Origin of the sequence: Larkinella bovis (assembly GCF_042655385.1) — a bacterium.
Lineage (GTDB): Bacteria > Bacteroidota > Bacteroidia > Cytophagales > Spirosomataceae > Larkinella > Larkinella bovis.
Genome location: NZ_JBHSMA010000009.1, coordinates 34,108 through 52,263, shown reverse-complemented (window position 1 = coordinate 52,263; position 18,156 = coordinate 34,108). Strand labels below are relative to the sequence as shown.

The 18,156-nt window shown below is 55.9% G+C and carries 7 protein-coding genes; 2 read left to right on the top strand and 5 right to left on the bottom strand.

Translation table 11 applies throughout. The features are described 5' to 3' along the window. Positions 1-507: 507 nt before the first annotated feature. On the bottom strand, positions 508-1,470 hold the full coding sequence (locus ACFPMF_RS21595; protein WP_379848947.1) for an amidohydrolase family protein: 963 nt from the start codon (positions 1,468-1,470) through the stop codon (positions 508-510). A 344-nt stretch (positions 1,471-1,814) separates the two neighbouring features. Between ACFPMF_RS21595 and ACFPMF_RS21590 the strand changes: the two genes are divergently transcribed. Both ACFPMF_RS21590 and ACFPMF_RS21585 read left to right on the top strand, forming a co-directional pair. Beyond that, positions 1,815-5,762 carry a hybrid sensor histidine kinase/response regulator transcription factor gene (locus ACFPMF_RS21590; RefSeq protein ID WP_379848945.1) on the top strand — a complete coding sequence of 1,316 codons (3,948 nt, stop codon included), beginning with the start codon at positions 1,815-1,817 and terminating at the stop codon, positions 5,760-5,762. A gap of 191 nt (positions 5,763-5,953) precedes the next feature. After that, positions 5,954-9,127: a putative Ig domain-containing protein gene (locus ACFPMF_RS21585; RefSeq protein WP_379848943.1), complete on the top strand. Its 3,174-nt coding sequence runs from the start codon at positions 5,954-5,956 to the stop codon at positions 9,125-9,127. Positions 9,128-9,947: 820 nt separating this feature from the next. Here the strand turns inward: ACFPMF_RS21585 and ACFPMF_RS21580 are convergent. Genes ACFPMF_RS21580 through ACFPMF_RS21565 form a run of 4 tightly spaced genes read right to left on the bottom strand, consistent with a single transcriptional unit; the run spans position 9,948 to position 17,569 of the window. After that, the gene (locus ACFPMF_RS21580) at positions 9,948-11,393 is read right to left on the bottom strand and encodes an arylsulfatase (RefSeq protein ID WP_379848941.1); all 1,446 of its coding nucleotides are present in this window, start codon (positions 11,391-11,393) and stop codon (positions 9,948-9,950) included. A 16-nt stretch (positions 11,394-11,409) separates the two neighbouring features. Continuing rightward, a complete protein-coding gene (locus tag ACFPMF_RS21575; protein WP_379848939.1) occupies positions 11,410-12,906 on the bottom strand; it encodes a sulfatase in 1,497 nt (498 codons plus the stop codon). A gap of 35 nt (positions 12,907-12,941) precedes the next feature. Beyond that, complete coding sequence (locus ACFPMF_RS21570; RefSeq protein ID WP_379848937.1) at positions 12,942-14,576, bottom strand: RagB/SusD family nutrient uptake outer membrane protein; 1,635 nt, start codon at positions 14,574-14,576, stop codon at positions 12,942-12,944. Positions 14,577-14,590: 14 nt separating this feature from the next. Continuing rightward, positions 14,591-17,569 (bottom strand): SusC/RagA family TonB-linked outer membrane protein, encoded by a 2,979-nt coding sequence (locus ACFPMF_RS21565; protein ID WP_379848935.1) that lies wholly within the window; start codon positions 17,567-17,569, stop codon positions 14,591-14,593. Positions 17,570-18,156: the final 587 nt, after the last annotated feature.

The window sequence follows — 18,156 nt, the reverse complement described above, 5'->3', positions numbered from 1 at the left end:
CCCTGCCTTACCAAAGGCGTTCGCGGGTGGGAATTTATTCCGATGCTGGCGAAAAAGATCTTCAAGTTGCTGATTTTAAGGTATCTATGTTTTCGGAAAAAGGGGTTGATTATGGATAAAAACCGTTATTTAACGTATTGTGAAACCCAAAAAGAGCGAAGGGGTATAGCGGCTAAAGTCTTCTTTACGAAAGCCTTAACAAGCCTGACGGCTTACCGAGCATTATCCAGTTGAAGAAGGATTGAAACATGGTCAGCATTAGCACATCATAATCCGGACTAATTCTTACCGAGCATTATCCAGTTGAAGAAGGATTGAAACGTTATTTTCCCGAACGACGTCCGTTACGACAACGATCCTTACCGAGCATTATCCAGTTGAAGAAGGATTGAAACATGAATGGGTCGTTCATTGAGCCTTATAGCAGTCCGCTTACCGAGCATTATTCAGTTGAAGAAGGATTGGTTACGGCTAGCTTGATTGAAAGGCAGATCGCAGGCATTGGCGCTATCCCGGTTGGGAAGAGTCACGCTTTTGCCAGTGGTACGCAGCTACCGAGTTTTTCCAGAAATACTTTTCGGCCACGGTTGGTCCTTTTGTGGTGAAGTAATCCCGTACCAGCCTTAAACCGGCGTCAAACGGCAGCCAGCGATCGCTGTTGGGCCAATCGCTGCCGTACAGCAAGCGGTTTTCCCCGAACCGGTCCACAAGTTCGTCCAGCCCTGCCCGGTAAAAACTCAGTTCCCGGGGAATGCGGCCATCCTCCCGGCGCAGAACTTCGGAAATCTTCACGTACACCTGGGGGCGCTGCCCGAGCTCCTGCAGGTCGGCTTCGTACACTTTCCGGGCGGTGGCATCCCGGGCCAGGGTCAGTTGGGGCAGGTGGTCGATGACCACCCGCAGGGTCGGGACCCGATCCGTGAGCCGCACCACCGCAGCCAGCAGCGCCGGGTTAGGGTTCGCCGTATCCAGGACCAGCCCGGCCTGGGCCAGCAAGCCAAGGTCCGCAACGAAGCGGGGGGTCGTTAGTTGTTGGATTAGGTCGCGGTTCCAGAGGTTCCCGTACCGAATGCCACGAAACAGCGGATTGCGCGTGAAGCGTTCGAGCTGTTGCGAAAATTCCGGCTTACCCGGTTCCAGATTACCGATGACACCGACAATGATCGGGTCCTTCGTGGCCACATCAAGCACCCACTGGTTGTCTTCGAGCCAGGGGCTGGCTTCCACGACCACGGCGCCCACCACGCCCAGCGGCCCGGCAATCGCGCGGTACCGGTCGGGCAGGGCGGGCTGGTACAGAAGCCCATCGGTTTTGGCCGGCCACGGAACCCCCTCGGGGCGCGTCGGGTCAAACAGGTGGATGTGGGTGTCGATAATCGGGATTGGGGCCTCCTTCGTCTGGGCCAGGGCGGGTCGGCTGGCCAGCGCGGAAGCTCCGGCGGCCAGGGCCAGAAAATGTCTGCGGTTCATGGGTTATCAAGTAGGGAATCTCACCAACAACGGAAAAAGCCGGTTAACCGGGGCGGGTTACTCGCTGCGGAGGCAATCCAAGGAACTTTTTACTATCTTAACGTGAACGATGCGATGAAGGGGGCGGTGTTTGGTAATTAATTGTCAGACAGTTTGCCTCTCCGACGGTGAGAAAGGGCGGACGTCAATTTGACCTGGAAAAAATGGCATTTTATTCATTCTTTTGTTTGTGTATTCACCGAACTAGATCATATTTTGCATTTTTGAATGTGCAGTAATGTAATTGATACTCAATGCGACTTCTGCCCGGGCGACATTTCTTTTGCTTTGTTTTTGTTCTTATCATGCACGGAGTCGTGTCCGAATTGGCCGCTCAGTCGATTGCCCTTCCGGCTGCGGAAGAATTGACGGAACGGCAGGGCTTACCCCAGTCGTTTGTCTCTTCCATTGTTCAGGACCGGCAGGGGTTTATCTGGATGGCGACCCGCGACGGGTTGTGCCGGTACGATGGGCAGCGTTTTCGGGTTTTTCAGGTAGCTTCCTCCGCCCAAACCGCCCTTTCCTTTCCCGATGTCTATAACCTGACCCTCGACCGGCAGGGCCAGCTCTGGATCAAGAGTGAGCAGAACAAAATGGACGTGCTGGAACCGGTTAGTGAAACGTTCCGGAATATTACCCTCGAACCGTTCTATCGGCGTCATTTCGGACGCGACACCCTCTGGGACATTTGCCCCGATCGCCGGGGGCGCGTCTGGCTGCTGATGCGAAACAACGGGCTGGTGTGCTGGGACCTCCGCACGAATCAGTACCGCCGGTTTCAACACACCGACCATCCGAATTCACTCCGCAACAACACGGTCCGGGATGTCAAGGAAGACTTTCAGGGCAATATCTGGGTGGCGACCGACCAGGGACTCGATCGGTTTGATGAGCGTCGCGGGGAATTTATTCACTATCCGGTAGCATCCGGCAACATGCTCCCGGACCCGGTTCTGGGCCGTCTGCTAGTGCGTAAAAATGGGGATCTGCTGATCCATTCCCGCCGTCATTTGACGCTCCTGCATACCAAAACAGGGCACGTTCGTGTGTATCCGCTTCCCGTCCTGAATGATAAGGTTTGGTGGGAGGCCCGGTTTACATCCGATAGCCGGGGCAACGATTATCTGCTGTGGCTGAACCGGATTTTTCGCTTTAACGAACAATCCGGTTTGCAGCACCTGCCCGAGTTGACGCAGGGCATTACCGCCAAGAGCCTTTTTGTCGACCGCTCGGATGTGTTGTGGATCGGCACCAACGGAGCGGGGGTCCGCAAATACGATCTGTCGGTGAGCGGTTTTGAACGGTATCCCTACCAGCAGGATTTCTGTACCGACGTGCTGGTGCGCCAGTTGGGTATTCCGGCGGCCCTGGTTCCGCGGTTTCCGGCGAGCACGGATGCGTATCATTTTCGGTACGCCCTCGATGGAAAAGGGTTGCTTTGGTTCAATCGCGGGCAACCGTTTTACCGCCTGAACCTGCATACGAAAGAACTACAAACGATCCGCCCGCCCGCCGAACCCGAAGAAAGTACGTATGTGCCGCTGGCGGCCGATCCGAACGGACGTATCTGGACGGTTTATAAAACCCGGGCGGCCTGGTTCGACGAAGCGCAGCAGCGCTGGCAGGCGTTTCCGTTCCGGTTTTCGGTCGGTTCCGATATTCAGCAATTGGTGGTTGACCAGCAGGCGTTGTGGCTGGCCACGGAGTCGCACGGTCTGTACAGAGTTGATCGGGTGACGGGCCAGGTCCGGCGGTTTGGGCACCAGCCCGGCAATCCGGCCTCCCTCAACAGCGATGCGATGTTCTGCCTGTTTGCCGATCCTCTTGAGCCGAATTGGTTATGGTTCGGTACCTTCGGGGGCGGGCTGGGCCGGTTTGACAAACGAACGGGCCAGGTCCGGCCGTTTACGGTGGCAGATGGCTTGCCCAACAACGTGGTGTATTCCGCCATTCCGGATCGGACGGGCAGCATCTGGATCGGTACCAACAAAGGAATCGGCCGGCTGGATCGGCGCACGTTCACGTTCCGGAATTACGGCACCCAGGACGGCGTTTTGGCCGAAGAATTTAACCGGTTTCATTTTTTACAATTGCCCAACGACCGCATCATCATGGGCGGGCTTGAAGGGGTCACGGCTTTTCACCCGCACCGGATCACGGACGATACCTACCAGCCCGCGGTCGAACTGACGGGACTTCAGATCAATAACCAGACCGTTCGACCCGGTCCCGGCTCTCCGCTGGGCGAATTGCCGGAGCAGACACTTACCCGCCTGCGCCTGCACCATGACCAGAACTTTTTGAATCTGGAATTTGCGGCATTGCAATTTAATAAATCCACTAAAAACCGGTATCGCTACCGACTGGAAGGGCTGGATCAGGACTGGGTTATTTCCGAGCGACCGGTGGCGGTTTATACGGGCCTGCGACCGGGACAATACCGGTTTCTGGTCAATGCGTCCAATACGTCCGGAATCTGGAGCCGGGAGGTTCGCCGGCTTTCGATTACGATTCTGCCGCCGTGGTGGGCCACCTGGTGGGCGTATGTGATTTACGGTTTGCTGCTGATCGGGTTGGTGTACGTTTTTCTGCGCATTTACCGCAACCGGCTGCAACTTCGGCAATCCGTTGAAATCAAACAGCGGGAAGTCGAAATTCGGCGTAAGGAAGCGGAACAACTCAAGGTAGTGGACGAAATGAAAACCCGGTTTTTTACTAACATTACCCACGAATTCCGGACTCCGCTGACCCTGATTCTGTCGCCGATGGAAAGCTTGATCCGCGAACTGGACGGCACAAAATACGTTCACCGGCTGGCTTCCGTTCACCGCAATGCCCGGCAGTTGCTGCAGTTGATCAATCAGTTGATGGATTTGTCGAAACTGGACGCCCAGGCCATGAACGTCGAGGAACGCGTAGGCAGTCCGGGGGAGGTCGTCGGGCAACTGGTCAGGACGTTTCGGGATTTTGCGGAACGCAAATCCATTCGGCTTGTTTTCCGGGACTCGACGTCCGGTGCGTTTGTGTTCGATCCCGCCTTACTGGAACGGATTGTGTACAATCTGGTTTCGAATGCCTTGAAATTTACGCCGGAGGGGGGCGAGATTGAAGTGCATCTGAGTGAAACCGATGCGGATCAAATTTCCTCTGCGTTTGTGCTTCGGGTGTCGGACACGGGTATTGGTATTCCGAAAGAACAGCAATCGGCCATTTTTGACCGGTTTTACCAGGTCGATCCCACTTCAACCCGAGGGTATGAAGGGTCCGGAATCGGACTGGCGTTGGTGAAAGAACTGGTCCATCTGCAACAGGGCCGGATTTTGATAACGAGTGAACCGGGTACGGGAACAAGCATTACGGTTTTTCTGCCTTATCGCCGGGCAAAATCCGACGAAGAAAACAAAGCCTGGACCGAATCGATTTCGGTGAGTTTTGGCCCGTTGAAGACTGAGAACGATACTTCCCGGTCCCCGGTGTTGTTCAGCGATGATCAGCCGCAGCTGTTGGTGGTGGAAGACAATGACGAACTGGCCGATTTTATTACGGAAAGTCTGACGCCCCTCTACCAGGTTCACCGGGCTTCAAACGGAGCTGAGGGCTTGAAAATCGCGCTGGAACGAATGCCCGAACTGATCATTTCCGATGTGCTGATGCCGGTGATGGATGGGTTTGAGCTTTGCCAAAAAATTAAGGAGTCCGACACCACCAGCCATATTCCCGTGATTCTGCTCACCGCCAAATCGACGACGGAAAACCGCCTGGAAGGGCTTTCGCTGGGAGCCGATGATTACCTGACCAAACCGTTTTTGGTCTCCGAATTGCAATTGCGGGTGCGGAATCAGCTCGAACTGCGTCGGCTACTCCGGGAAAAATTGCGGGCTTCGCTGATCAGTCCGGCGACACTCATCACGCTACCCGTTGCCGAACGGATCGATCCATTTTTAAATAAGCTCTATCAACTGTTGGAAACGGCCCTGGATGATTCATTGTTTGGAGTTGATCAATTGGCCGAACTGTCCGGTTTGAGCCGCACCAATCTATACCGTAAAGTGAAAGTATTGACGGATTTGCCCGCCAATCAGTTCATTCGGAATTACCGGCTGAAGCGGGCGACGCAGTTGCTTCGGCAGGGATACACGGTTTCGGAAACGGCCACGATGGTCGGCTTCGAAAGCCATTCTTACTTTACGCGCTGCTTCCGGGAACTCTACCGAATGACACCCTCCGAATTTGTCGAGAACCAGGTATCATAAGACCTGGCCATTGTCGTATGAATCGGAGCCGCTTTTCCTGACGACTGGCTTTTTTCGAAAAAAGCCCCAAAAACACGTAAAAAACCGGAAGCTGGCACAGGATTAACAGCTTTTGGTACAGGATTAACAATCGGTCTGCAAACCGCTGCGGAACTTTGGGGCAGGTTTTATCCTCTAAACACCCCGGTTCTATGTTCCACAATTTACGTATCCTCAGCCTATTCCTACTGGCAGCGCTGCTGCTGAGTTTTCCGGCCTGGAGCCAGAAAGTATTTTACGTCACCCCCACCGGTTCGGGGGCCAACGACGGCAGCAGCTGGGCGGCTGCCTATCCGGGCACCCAGTTGCAAACCGCCATCGAAACCGCCAGCACCTACTGGCAAGATCACCAGGACCAAACGGTGCAGGTCTGGGTGGCCGCCGGAGTCTATAAACCCACCACCGGCACCGACCGCACCATCAGCTTTACCATGCGCGACCACGTGGGCATCTACGGCGGTTTTTTGGGTACTGAAACCGCCCTCAGCCAGCGCCCCTCCATCACCCACAGCCAGCCCTCCTCCACCACCCTCAGTGGCGACATTGGGGAGCCGGGCAACCGGGATGACAATACGTACCATGTGATAATTAATTATAACATCACCCTGGGCGAATCGGCCATCCTGGATGGGTTTGTGGTGAGCGGAGGGAATGCGGATTATTCTGCAGGGGGAGGGATCAGTAATCGAGGGCGCTCCTGCCGGCCGGTGATCCGCAACTGCTCGTTTCGGGGCAACAAAGCTGGCAGTGGGGGGGGGATGTCTAATTCTGATGCCTCCCCCCAGGTATCCAACTGTAGTTTTATCGACAATCTCGCGTATGTCGCTGAGAATACGGGATCCCGGGGAGGAGCCGTTTATACCTCTTTAGCATACGGCCTTCCGATCTTCCCCTTCGTCAATTGCCTGTTTCAGGGTAATTCAACCATTGGAGAAGGCGGCGCCATCGGACTGAGCTTAAACCACCCGGTTCCAAGTACCTTTCTCATCAGCACTAACTGTACGTTTGTGGATAATTCCGCTTATGCAGGAGGAGCTGTCCGGATCATTGGTTCTAGTCTGGCGATATTACAAGCCATCAACAGCCTGTTCTGGGGGAATGGCGGGGCAAACACCTTCGGCGGATTTTCTCTCACTGCCACGAACTGTTTGTTTGAAGAAACGGTAACGCGCTACTCCGGCGATGGCAACCTGACGGCCACTACCCGGCCCTTTGCCAGTGAAACCAATCTCCAACTGACACCCTGTTCACCCGCCGTCAATGCGGGTGATCCCAACAGCACCACCGCCACCAGCGGCACCACCGACTTGGACGGCAACCCGCGCTTTTACGGCGGACGCATCGACATCGGCGCCCTCGAACTTCAAGTTCAGCAATTTTCAGGCCAGGATCTGGCCATCACCCAGCCCCCGGGGGCGGCATCCACCGTCTGCGCTGGGAGCACCATCACCGTGCCCGTGGCTGCCACCGCCACCACCACCATCACCTACCAGTGGTTCAAGGACAATAGCCCCCTGACGCCCGCCCAGACCACCGCCACCCTCAGCCTCACCGGGGTGCAGACCCACGATGCGGGCAGTTATGTACTGGTGCTCACTACCGCCTGTGAGTCGCTGACCACCACCGCCTTTAATCTCACGGTTAACCCTGTGCCGGTGGTCACCATCAACCCGGGTAGTCGGACCCTCTGCGCGGGGGAAACCACCACCCTGACGGCTGCGGGCGCCACTACCTACCGCTGGAGCGACCAATCCACCGCAGCCTCCCTGACGGTAGCCACCAGCGGCCCGGTTTCGGTCACCGGCACCACCCTGGGCTGCTGGGCCACGGCCACGGCCACCGTGACGGTCAAACAAGCCCTGGCCGCTCCCATCCTTTCCAGCAGCCCCACCGCCACCAGTGCCACCAGTCTGACCATCCTCCAGAATACCCCCTTCGTCAGCCTGACAGCCGAAGGCTGTGCGGGCACCCTGGTCTGGAGTGGAGCCTACACCGGAAGTCAACCCACCGTTTCGGTGCCAACGAGCGCAACGGGCACCTTCTCCTACAGTGTATTGTGCCAGTTCGAAGGCTGTTCGAGTCCCCCAAGCCCGTTTGAGGTGACGGTGATTCCCGCACCGGTCAGCGGCAACTTCGACGGCTTTATTTACGGGGCCGACTGCGGCACCTTCCGGGGCTGGACCTGGGATCGGGGCAAGCCCAATACCGTCCAGAGTGTCGATATTCTCGATGGACCCACCTGGCTGGCTACCATCCCCGCCAACGAGTTCCGCCAGGATCTGAAAGATGCCGGCAAGGGCAACGGCATCCACGCCTTCCGCTGGAACATTCCCGAATCGCTCAAGGATGGGCAGGTGCACTATTTGTCGGCGCGGGTGGCGGGCAGCAGTTTCTTTCTGAAAGATTCGCCCAAAGCTTTAATCTGTGCCGGAGGAACGACCTCGCCCCCCAACAAACAGCCCGTGGCCCCGACGGTGTCGGCCCTGACGGCCCAGCAGGGGGTGGCTTTCAGCACGGTGTTGCCGGTGTTCACCGATCCGGAAGGCAGTACGCTCAGTTACGGACTCATCACCTTGCCGACCGGTTTAAGCTTCACCAGCGCCACGCGGCAACTCAGCGGTACGCCCACCCAGAGCGGGGTGTTTGTGCTGAGTTATTCGGCGACCGATGAGCCGGGAGCGACCAACTCGGTAAGCTTCAATTTGACGGTGCATCCGGCGGCCAGCACGCCGGTGACGGGCAGCTTTGAAGGGTATCTGGACAAGGTGGAGTGCGGCACGATCCGGGGGTGGGTGTGGGACCGGAACAAACCCAACACGCCGGTGTCGGTGGAGTTTTACACCGGCAGCACGGTTTGGGGCAGCACAGTGGCGAATATCTACCGGGTGGATCTCTTGAATGCGGGGAAAGGCAACGGGGCACATGCCTACAGTTTTGAGGTTCCGGTGGCATTGAAGGATGGAGTGACGCGCTCGATCCGGGCGCGGGTGCTGGGATCGAGCTACGATTTGAAGGATTCGGGCAAACCGCTGACGTGTAATAGCCCGGCCCGCTTGTCGGCAGAAGCGGGTTCGGAGCTGCAGGTGAGGGTGTTGGGTAATCCGGTTACGGATCAGGTCGAGGTGGAGATCCGGGGGGCGGAAGGCCAGTCGCTGCGGTTGCAGCTAGAGGATGGGAGTGGTCGGCTGGTGAGCCAGCGGCAGCTTGAAGTGGCCAAACCCGTGGAGCGGCAGACGTTTTCGGTGCAGGACAAACCGGGAGGCTTGTATCTGCTGCGGGTGAGCAGCGGACAGAAAACCATGACGGTGAAAGTGGTAAAGCCGTAAATTGGCGTAGATCATCCGAAGAAAGAGAAAAGAAACATGGTTAATGAGTTAGGTATCACCTCTTTTCTCTTTCTTCTTTCCGTTGAGTAAGTGATACCTGAAAAGGAGAAATGGCGCAGGTGGAAACCTGCGCTTTTATGGTTTCGGGCGGTAGACTTACCTCGTTGCTGGCAATTGGTGAAGCTGTTCACGCAAGCCCCGCCTTGTTGTGAGGGTTTGAGGAAATCAATTCTTTTTGTGCCAGTAAAAATGGTAGAAATATTCGTACTATGTATACCATTCATTTTCAGGAGAAACCGGATCGCCCCGTATTGAGCGATAGAAGCTGAACAAAATCATACCGAATTAACCCCTGTAACGGTAGAAATATTCACTCGAAAGATCAACGGCAAAATCAGGCGGATAGACATCGATCTGACGGCGTCTATGCGTTGGCCCTGCGGGACCATCCCGATTCAGGCGGCCCCAACTACGGCTGCGGAATCGCCCAGTGCGGAGCCTGTACGATTCATGAGGTTGGCAATGCGGTTGGTTCCTGTCGTATGGGCTTAGCACTACCATCGAAGGACTATCGGCCAACGGAGATCATTCGTGCAAAAGGCCTGACTGGAACACGATGTTGCGCAGGATGGATATTGCCAGGCGAGGCAAATCATGAGTGCGGCTGGGCTGCAGAAGAAGAACCCTACCCCAGCGGTGCTGAGATCGATGGAGGGCATGGTTCGAACCGTGCCCTCCTCAACTGGCTGGAAGCCGGAAACCGCAGCTTGTTCGGCTCGGGAGCTACCAGGACAGGAAAGCGCGTAGAAGGCCAGGCTGCTTACCGCCCCTCCGAACCGAACGGGAACAGGGCCGAAGCCACGTGGGACTGGTTCATCAGCCGCCCCAGTTCAGCCGCTTTGGCCGGTTGCTGGGCGGCCAGATTCGTCTTTTCGGCCGGATCTTTCGACAAATCGTACAGTTCGACCGGCCCGTTGGGCTGGGTGGCCGCGTTCAGCCGGACGGCTTTCCAGTTGCCCTGTCGAACGGCCTGCTTACCGCCCTGCTCGTGGAATTCCCAGTAGAGGTACTGGTGCTTTTTCTGGGTGCCTTTACCCGTCAGCGCAGGGGCAAACGAAATCCCGTCGATACTGGCGGGGGGGGTGGCTCCGGCCAGCTCGGCAAAGGTGGGCAGCAGATCCCAGAAGGCGCCGACGTGATCATTTTTCGTGCCCGGTTTGATGGTCCCCGGCCAGCGGGCAATCATGGGTTCCCGAATACCGCCTTCGTAGAGGTCGCGTTTGAAACCCCGAAAACCGCCCCCGCTGTTGAAGAAAGTCGGATCGGCCCCGCCTTCGTGGTGGGGACCGTTATCGCTGGAAAAAATTACCAGCGTGTTCTGATCCAGTCCTTTTTCTTTCAGCGTTGCCAGAATCTGCCCGACGTACAGATCGAGCCGGGTTACCATGGCGGCAAAGGCCGCGTGCGGATATGCCTGCGATGCGTAACCACCCTCCCGGGCACCCGGGCCATAATCTTCCCCCTTGTGTGGTTTTTCGGCAAACTTGCCTTTGTAATACTCAAAAATACTGTCGTTAGGGACCAGCAGTTCGGCGTGGGGCAGGATAGAGGGCACAAACAGGAAAAACGGTTTGTTCGAGTCACTGCCTTTGATGAAATCCAGCGTCTGTTGCTGGATCAGATCCGGGGCGTATTGTTTCGTTTGCGTCAGGTTCTCATTTTCTTTCAGAACAATCTTTTCACTGTTGTTCCAGAGGTGGTTGGGGTAATAGCGGTGGGCCAGGCTCTGGCAGTTATAGCCGTAAAACCGGTCGAAGCCCTGCTTGTTGGGGTCGCCCTCGGAGCCCACCGGCCCCAGCCCCCACTTGCCGAAGGCCGCCGTGGTGTAGCCCGCTTTCTGGAGGATTTCTGCTACCGTAACCACCGAGTCCGCAATCGGTTGCTGGCCTTCGGGTTTGACCCCCTTGTTGCCCCGGATGTAGGTGTGGCCGGTATGCTGTCCAGTCATGAGCGACGAGCGGGAGGGCGCACAGACCGACGTTCCGGCGTAAAACTGCGTAAAGCGCATGCCTTCGGCCGCCAGACGGTCGATGTTCGGTGTTTTAATCAGTTTCTGCCCGTTGAAACCCACGTCGCCGTAGCCCAGGTCGTCGGCCAGAATGAAGATGATATTGGGGCGCTGGGCCGACGGTTTTGGACGGTTTTGCGCCTTTGCGATCCCGTGAAGGCCGGTTATCAGGAGTAGATAGATCAGAATTCTGGGCATGATTCGTTTTTTATGATTACTTGAATACGTGGGTGTTGCCTTGATCCCAGCGTGGCATTAACTGTTTCACCACGTCCGGGTAGGCATCGGCAATGTTCTGGTTTTCGTGCGGATCGGTCTGATGATCATAGAGCTCCACCGTGGGTTGCTGGTCCCGGAAGTAGCGCGTCAGGCGGTAGCGGTCGGTCCGGATCGTGATGCCGCGCCGGTAATACCCATACGCCACGTTATCCCACGGTTTTTTGCCCTTGTCGAGCAAACTGGCGAAACTCTTGCCGTCGGTTTGGGCCGGGCTTTTCACCCCGCATAATTCCATCAGCGTGGGGTAAATGTCAATCGAGCTCACGATCTCGTCCCGAACCGCGCCGGTTTGACTACCCGGTTTTTTTACCATCAACACACTCCGCAGTGATTGTTCAAAAATCGTGTGTTTACCCCACACCCGGTAGTCGCCCAGGTGCCAGCCGTGATCACTCCAGACCACCACAATGGTGTTTTTGTCGAGTCCCTGGCGTTTCAGTTCGTCCAGCACTTTGCCAATCTGCGCGTCGGTATAGCTGACGGCTGCGTAATAGGCGTGGCGCAGTTTGCGGGCGTAGGCGTCCGAAACCGGTTTGTCGAGCGAAGCCTGTTCGTCACCCAGCGCGTATTGGTTAAACTCGTTGCTGGGGTGTAAGCTGGCCGGATTGACGTTCTTCGGAACCGTGGGCGAGGGCGTCAGCGGGATGTTGGTTTCGTCGTACAGGTCCCAGTATTTCTTCGGCGCATTGAAGGGCAGGTGCGGTTTGAAAAAACCGACGCCCAGAAAGAACGGCTGCTTTTTTGTCGCCAGTTCTTTCAGTTTGGAAACGGCCAGTTTTGCCGTCAGACCGTCGGGGTAACCTTCGTCATCGACCTCACTTCCTTCGTACGGTTTGACCTGTGCATTCCGGCTCTGGCGGTTGGAGCCGTCGCTGTACGCAAAAAACGCGTTCCAGCCCGTGCCCCATTGGCCGGCGTCAAACAGCATTTCATCCCAACTGTGCGGCAACTCCAGCTGATTGCTTTTGGCCTCCCGGTAGCCGTAGACGTAGCCGTCGGGCGAGTGACTGATTTTGCCCATACCCACCGTGTAGTAGCCATTCCGGCGCAGGTTATCGATGAACGTTTCGGGAACCTCGGTGCGCGGCTTTCCGGCAATCTGCTTTTCAATGGCCTCGTTCTTGATATCCACGGGGTTGCGGGGAAGCCGCCCGGTGAGCAGACTATACCGCGAAGCACCGCAGGTCGGCTGGGTGACATACTGGCGCGTGAACAGGGTCGACTGTTTGGCGAGTTGATCCAGGTTCGGGGAATGAATGACCGGATTGCCGTAGCAGCGCAAATCCGGCCGCAGGTCATCCACGCAGATAAAAAGCACGTTCGGACGTTCCGGCGCGGGCGGCTCCTGGAGGGCGCTGGTCAGGCCCATCGACAGAGCCGTTAACCCGGCTACGGCTAATACGATAATAAGTTGAATTTTTAGTCGGCTCATGGTACGGGAAAGAATAATTCCGTCCGGTTTTTACTTTAGTAACCCGGATTTTGTAAAAAGTCGCCCGGATTCGTCACGCGGTCAATCTGGGTTTGCGGGATGGGCCGAACCAGGTGCATTTCCTTGATGTTGACAGCCGCATCCAGGTTGTATTTTTTCACCCGTTCGAGCAACTGACCCGTACGTTTCAGGTCGTACCAACGATCCATTTCACCCACGAGTTCGCGCCCACGCTCATCCAGAATAAAATCCAGGTTCACATCGGAGGCCGTGATTTCCATCTGTTTTTCTTTCCCGGCCATCGCGGCCCGGCTCCGGATGACGTTCAGATAAGCGGCCGCGTCGGCGGGTTTGTTCTGACGCCAGGCGGCTTCCCCGGCAATCAAATACAGCTCGGCCAATCGGATGACGAAAAAGTCCCGGCGACCGTCGGTGGCATTGACACTGGTGCGCAGCGGGTCCAGGTATTTTTTCAGAACGGGAAAATACCGCCGGGACATCCCGCCAATTTCCGTATTGTTGATGTTGCCCACCCAGCGATCTTTAAAATCGATGAGCCAGTAGGGCGCGGCATTTTTGACGGCATCCGCTACTGGATAGGTCACAATTTTGATGGAGGTATCGCCCACAGCTACGTTCTTGCCGTTGATGACCCCGGTCCGGTTGGCTTTCCAGACGGTTTTAAATGAACCGTCCCAGCGGGCGTCTTTGCTCGGGTCGAACAGTTTGATGAGGTAGTTGGTCGGCATAAACCGCTGGTACGGACGCCCATTCTCAATGTCCCGCACCATCGTCGGGTTGAAGGTATAATCCCAGATAAAAAACAGGTGACTTTCGTTCCCGGCTCCGTTCAGCAGCGGATCGGGCGTAAACTGCACAGACCAGATTACTTCCGAGTTGACGTCGTTATCAATATCCCACAACCGGGCGTACGGTTTGACCAGTTGAAAACCGTAGCTTTTGATCACCTGGTTCGCCAGCCGCTCGGCTTCAGCCCAGTTGCCCCGCGTGAGTTGAACCCGCGCCAGCAGGGCTTCGGAGGCCGGTTTGGTTACGCGTCCGTACTGGGTGGCTTTGGCGGGCAGGTGTTCGATGGCGTATTGCAGATCGGGAATGATGCCCTGTTCGTAGATGGTCGAAACCGGGGTGCGTTTGGCGGTCGTCTGCACGCCGATGGTTTCTTCCAGCGAAAAATGGACATCGCCGAACTGCTGCACCAGGTGGAAATAATACAAGGCACGCAGGAAGCGGGCTTCGCCGATAATCCGGTTTTTCTCGGCATCGCTCAGTCCGGCCACGTTCGGCGCGCGACCGATGACGGCGTTGGCCTGGTTAATGCCGGTGTAAAAGTTATTCCAGATCGTGGTGACGAAAGCGTTCGTGCCCAGAAAGTTGGGAGAGTAGTCGTTGATGTCCGGGAAGTTGGTGACGCCCCCGAAACCGTTGGTAAACAGATCCGTGCCGTTGATGGTCAGGAAGAAGGCTTCCTGTTGACCGTAGAACGTCCGCAGGGTGGTGTAGGTGGCTTTCAGGCCGTCTTCAATGCCTTTCGGCGTGGAATAATAACTTTCCGCCGTGGCCAGGCCAACCGGATGTTCTTCCAGCATATCGTGGCAGGATGATAGCGCCAGCAAAACCGTGGAGAGCAGAATATAGTGTAGTTTTTTCATGACGGGAGGCTGCATTAAAACTTGAGATTAAGACCAAACACGTACGTGGCGGATGACATCGGAACCGTGGCCCCAACGATACCCGACGCCGATTCGGGATCGACCAGTTTGTAGGGCGAGAAAATAAAGGCGTTATCCGCCGTCGCGTAGACGCGCAGACTCGAAACGCCCGCTTTGGACAGCAGGCTGCCCGGCAGGGTATACCCCAGCGTGATGTTCCGGATTTTTACGAACGAACCGTCGAAATACCGGACGGCATCAGCGTACAGGGGGGCCGATGCTGCGTAGGGCAGCGGCATTTTGTTGGTCGGATTGTTGGGCGTCCAGTAGTCGAAATTCAGGCTGTTGTAGCGTCCCTGCCACTGGTTGCCACCCAGGTTGTGAAAGTCGCTCCGGAGCATCTGACCTTGCCGGGCGTAGACCAGAAACGAAAAGTCAAAACCCTTGTAGTTGAATCGATTGGTAAGTCCGCCACTCCAGCTGGGAACCGTACTTCCCAAGACGGTACGGTCGTCGGCGTTAATTTTTCCGTCGGGCGACTTGGTCAGATTACCCTCGGCATCGCGTCCGTTGACATCGGCAATTTTAATGTCGCCGGGGCGCTGACCGGTCGCCTTGGCCTGATCGGCTTCGTTGGTTTGCCAGATGCCTGCCTGCTGGAAGCTGTAGAATACATTGATCGGCTGACCGATAAACCACGAGTTCCCTACGTCGTCATCCCGCCCGTTGAACAGCTCGACGATCTCTTCCTTGTTGGAGAATACGTTCAGATTGGCACTCCAGCGGAAACCGGAGGGACGGTTCAGGATCGTACCGTTCAGGGAGAGTTCGACCCCCCGGTTGCGGGTGGCGCCGATGTTTTGCAGGATGGATCCGTAACCAGACGTAATCGGAATCAGTCGGCTCAACAGCAGGTCGCTGGTTTTGGTGTCGTAGAGTTCGAGCGAACCGGAAATCCGGTCGTTCAGGAATCCGAAATCGACGCCGACGTTCAGCGTCCGGGAGATTTCCCACGTCAGATCCGGGTTCGGAATGATGCTCAGGCCGTAGCCAAAACCGGGTTCGGTGCCAAAGGCGTAGGTCGAGCGCGACAAACCGCCCAGCGTCTGGTAGGGCGAAATGGAGGTGTTGCCGACTTCGCCGTAACCCACCCGCAGTTTGAGGAAGGAAACCGTTTTGCCGCCCTTGAAAAAAGCTTCATCGGAGATCACCCACCCGGCCGAAATGGAGGGGAAGAATGCCCATTTGTTACCGTCCGATAGCCGGGATGAACCGTCGGCCCGGCCCGTCAGCGTCAGCAGATACCGGTCTTTGTAGCCGTAATTGATCCGGCCCATGTACGAGAGCAGTCCCCACTGCGTCAGGGAACTGGCTTTGCTGGTGACTTCGACGGCACTGCCCAGGTCGTAAAACAGCGAGCTTTCGACCGGAATGTCGCGGACGTTGATCGCCGAAGATTCGAAGCGGTTTTTCTGGGTACTGAACAGCCCGACGGCGTTGAGCGAATGGACGCCGAACTTGCGGTCAAAATTCAGGATATTTTCGAGGGTATAGGCAAAATTTTGCTGATTGTTTACACTGGCGGTGTTGATGCTGCCCGCCAGCGTTCCGTTGTAAGTGCCTTGCCGCGAGGTGCTGAAATCCAGGCCGTAATTCAGGCGGTAGGTCAAGCCTTCGGCCAGTTTATATTCTCCGAAAAGATTCGCAAAAACCCGGTATTTTTTGGTTTCGTCCGCGTATTGGCCGGGTTGCAGTTCGAGGAGCGGGTTGGTGGAGTTGCCTTCCCGGGGGTTAGGGTACGCCACAAACTGGCCGTTCTCATCGTACGGCTGAACCAGGGGCGAGAACGAAAGGGCATTGTTATAGGGCGCATTGGCCATGGCGTTGGTCAGGTCGTTCGAAACGGTGGCGCTGATGCCAATGCGGAGCCGTTCGCTCAACCGGGTTTCGATGTTGGCGCGGACGGAGTAGCGGGTATAATCACTTTTGAGCAAAACACCTTTTTCGTTGAAGTACGAGCCGGACAGGTAGTAGGTGGTGTTTTTCGAGCCGCCACTGGCCGAAATCTGGTGGCTTTGCTGGGCGCCGTCGCGAAGAATCAGATCGAGCCAGTTATTCGAAATGCCTTTTTTCAGGTTATCGACTTCAACAGTGCTTAGAAAGGTCGCATCCTTGCTGGCATCGTCCGGCGACAATCCCCGTGAAATCCGGGCGTAGCGGGCAAACTGGTCACCGTCCATCAGATTGAGGTCGGTTTTGGCCTGTTTGACGCCGTAGTAGCCATCATAACTGATGACCGCTTTCCCTTCCTTGCCTTTTTTGGTCGTGATCAGAATCACGCCGTTGGCTCCACGTGACCCGTAAATGGCGACCGAACTGGCATCTTTCAGCACTTCCATCGACTCGATGTCGTTCGGATTGAAATCGTTGATGTTAACTTCGGTTGGGATACCGTCGATGACGTAGAGCGGGTTGTTGCTGGCATTGATGGAGCGGTTCCCACGGATACGAATCGTCAGCGCCGAGCCGGGTGCTCCGCTCGACCGGGCGATATCTACCCCCGCCAGCCGTCCCTGGGCGTTGGCCAGGAAATTGGCCGCCGGGGTTTCGGCGATATCCTTGCTGGTGATGGACGAAATGGCACCCGTCAGATCCCGCTTTTTCTGGGTTCCGTAGCCCACCACCACCACTTCGTTCAGTGTGGTGTTTTTCAGTTCGATCGCCAGCGGGAGAGGGGTGGCAGAGGTAACGGTTTGTTCCTGCGATTGATAGCCAACAAAACTGATCTGAAGCAGCGCGGGCAAGGACGGAACCGTCAGACTGAAGGCGCCATCGGCGTCCGTGATGGTATGATTCGAGGTGCTTTTCTGGACAATGGTAACGCCGGGGAGGGCTTGTCCCGATTCATCGTTCACGATTCCTTTCAGAATCTGCTGGGCGTAACTTCCGCTGGTCAGCAGAAGGAGTAAGCTCAGGAAGGTAAATTTTTGCATGCGGATAAAAGGATAAAATTAATTGTAATTTACTCGATGGATAAACAGGATTAATGGGTTGAGCCAATACCTGACACTATTGAACAGGTCAGGCAGCCAAGGGTGAAAACCGTACTGCCGAAAAGGCTGATGAGCAAGGAGTATGTACTAAACAGGCTGATTCTAACCTGGCATAAACTCTAATAGTTAGGGTCTATGGTTTTAGTAGATTTTTTAACTCTTAACTCCCGAGATGGTGTAAACAAAGGAAAACGATGTTCGGGCGAATATCAAATGAAATAACAGGATTGGAGTGATAATCATAAAATTTGTTTTAAAAGTACAAATGAGTTGGGGTGTCCAGGAAAAATTTATACAGTTGTAATGGGTTTTCTGAGCAGGACTATACCGGTTGGAAAGCCTCACAAACGTCCCTAAACCACCAACCGTAACCAGGTATCGCCGGGGAGCGAAAACATCATCACGGCACAGGTTAGAATTCCTAAAATGGGTACAACCGGAGGGATTGCCCGGTCGTGGTTGCCTACAGGCAGAAAATTGATCCTACAACAAACATACGATCGGCCTCCCTGCCGAAATCGCTAGCC

Coding starts and splice junctions, on each gene's coding strand:
- ACFPMF_RS21580 (WP_379848941.1), bottom strand. CDS start 11,393: ATGCCCAGAATTCTGATCTATCTACTCCTGATAACCGGCCTTCACGGG.
- ACFPMF_RS21595 (WP_379848947.1), bottom strand. CDS start 1,470: ATGAACCGCAGACATTTTCTGGCCCTGGCCGCCGGAGCTTCCGCGCTG.
- ACFPMF_RS21565 (WP_379848935.1), bottom strand. CDS start 17,569: ATGCAAAAATTTACCTTCCTGAGCTTACTCCTTCTGCTGACCAGCGGA.
- ACFPMF_RS21585 (WP_379848943.1), top strand. CDS start 5,954: ATGTTCCACAATTTACGTATCCTCAGCCTATTCCTACTGGCAGCGCTG.
- ACFPMF_RS21575 (WP_379848939.1), bottom strand. CDS start 12,906: ATGAGCCGACTAAAAATTCAACTTATTATCGTATTAGCCGTAGCCGGG.
- ACFPMF_RS21590 (WP_379848945.1), top strand. CDS start 1,815: ATGCACGGAGTCGTGTCCGAATTGGCCGCTCAGTCGATTGCCCTTCCG.
- ACFPMF_RS21570 (WP_379848937.1), bottom strand. CDS start 14,576: ATGAAAAAACTACACTATATTCTGCTCTCCACGGTTTTGCTGGCGCTA.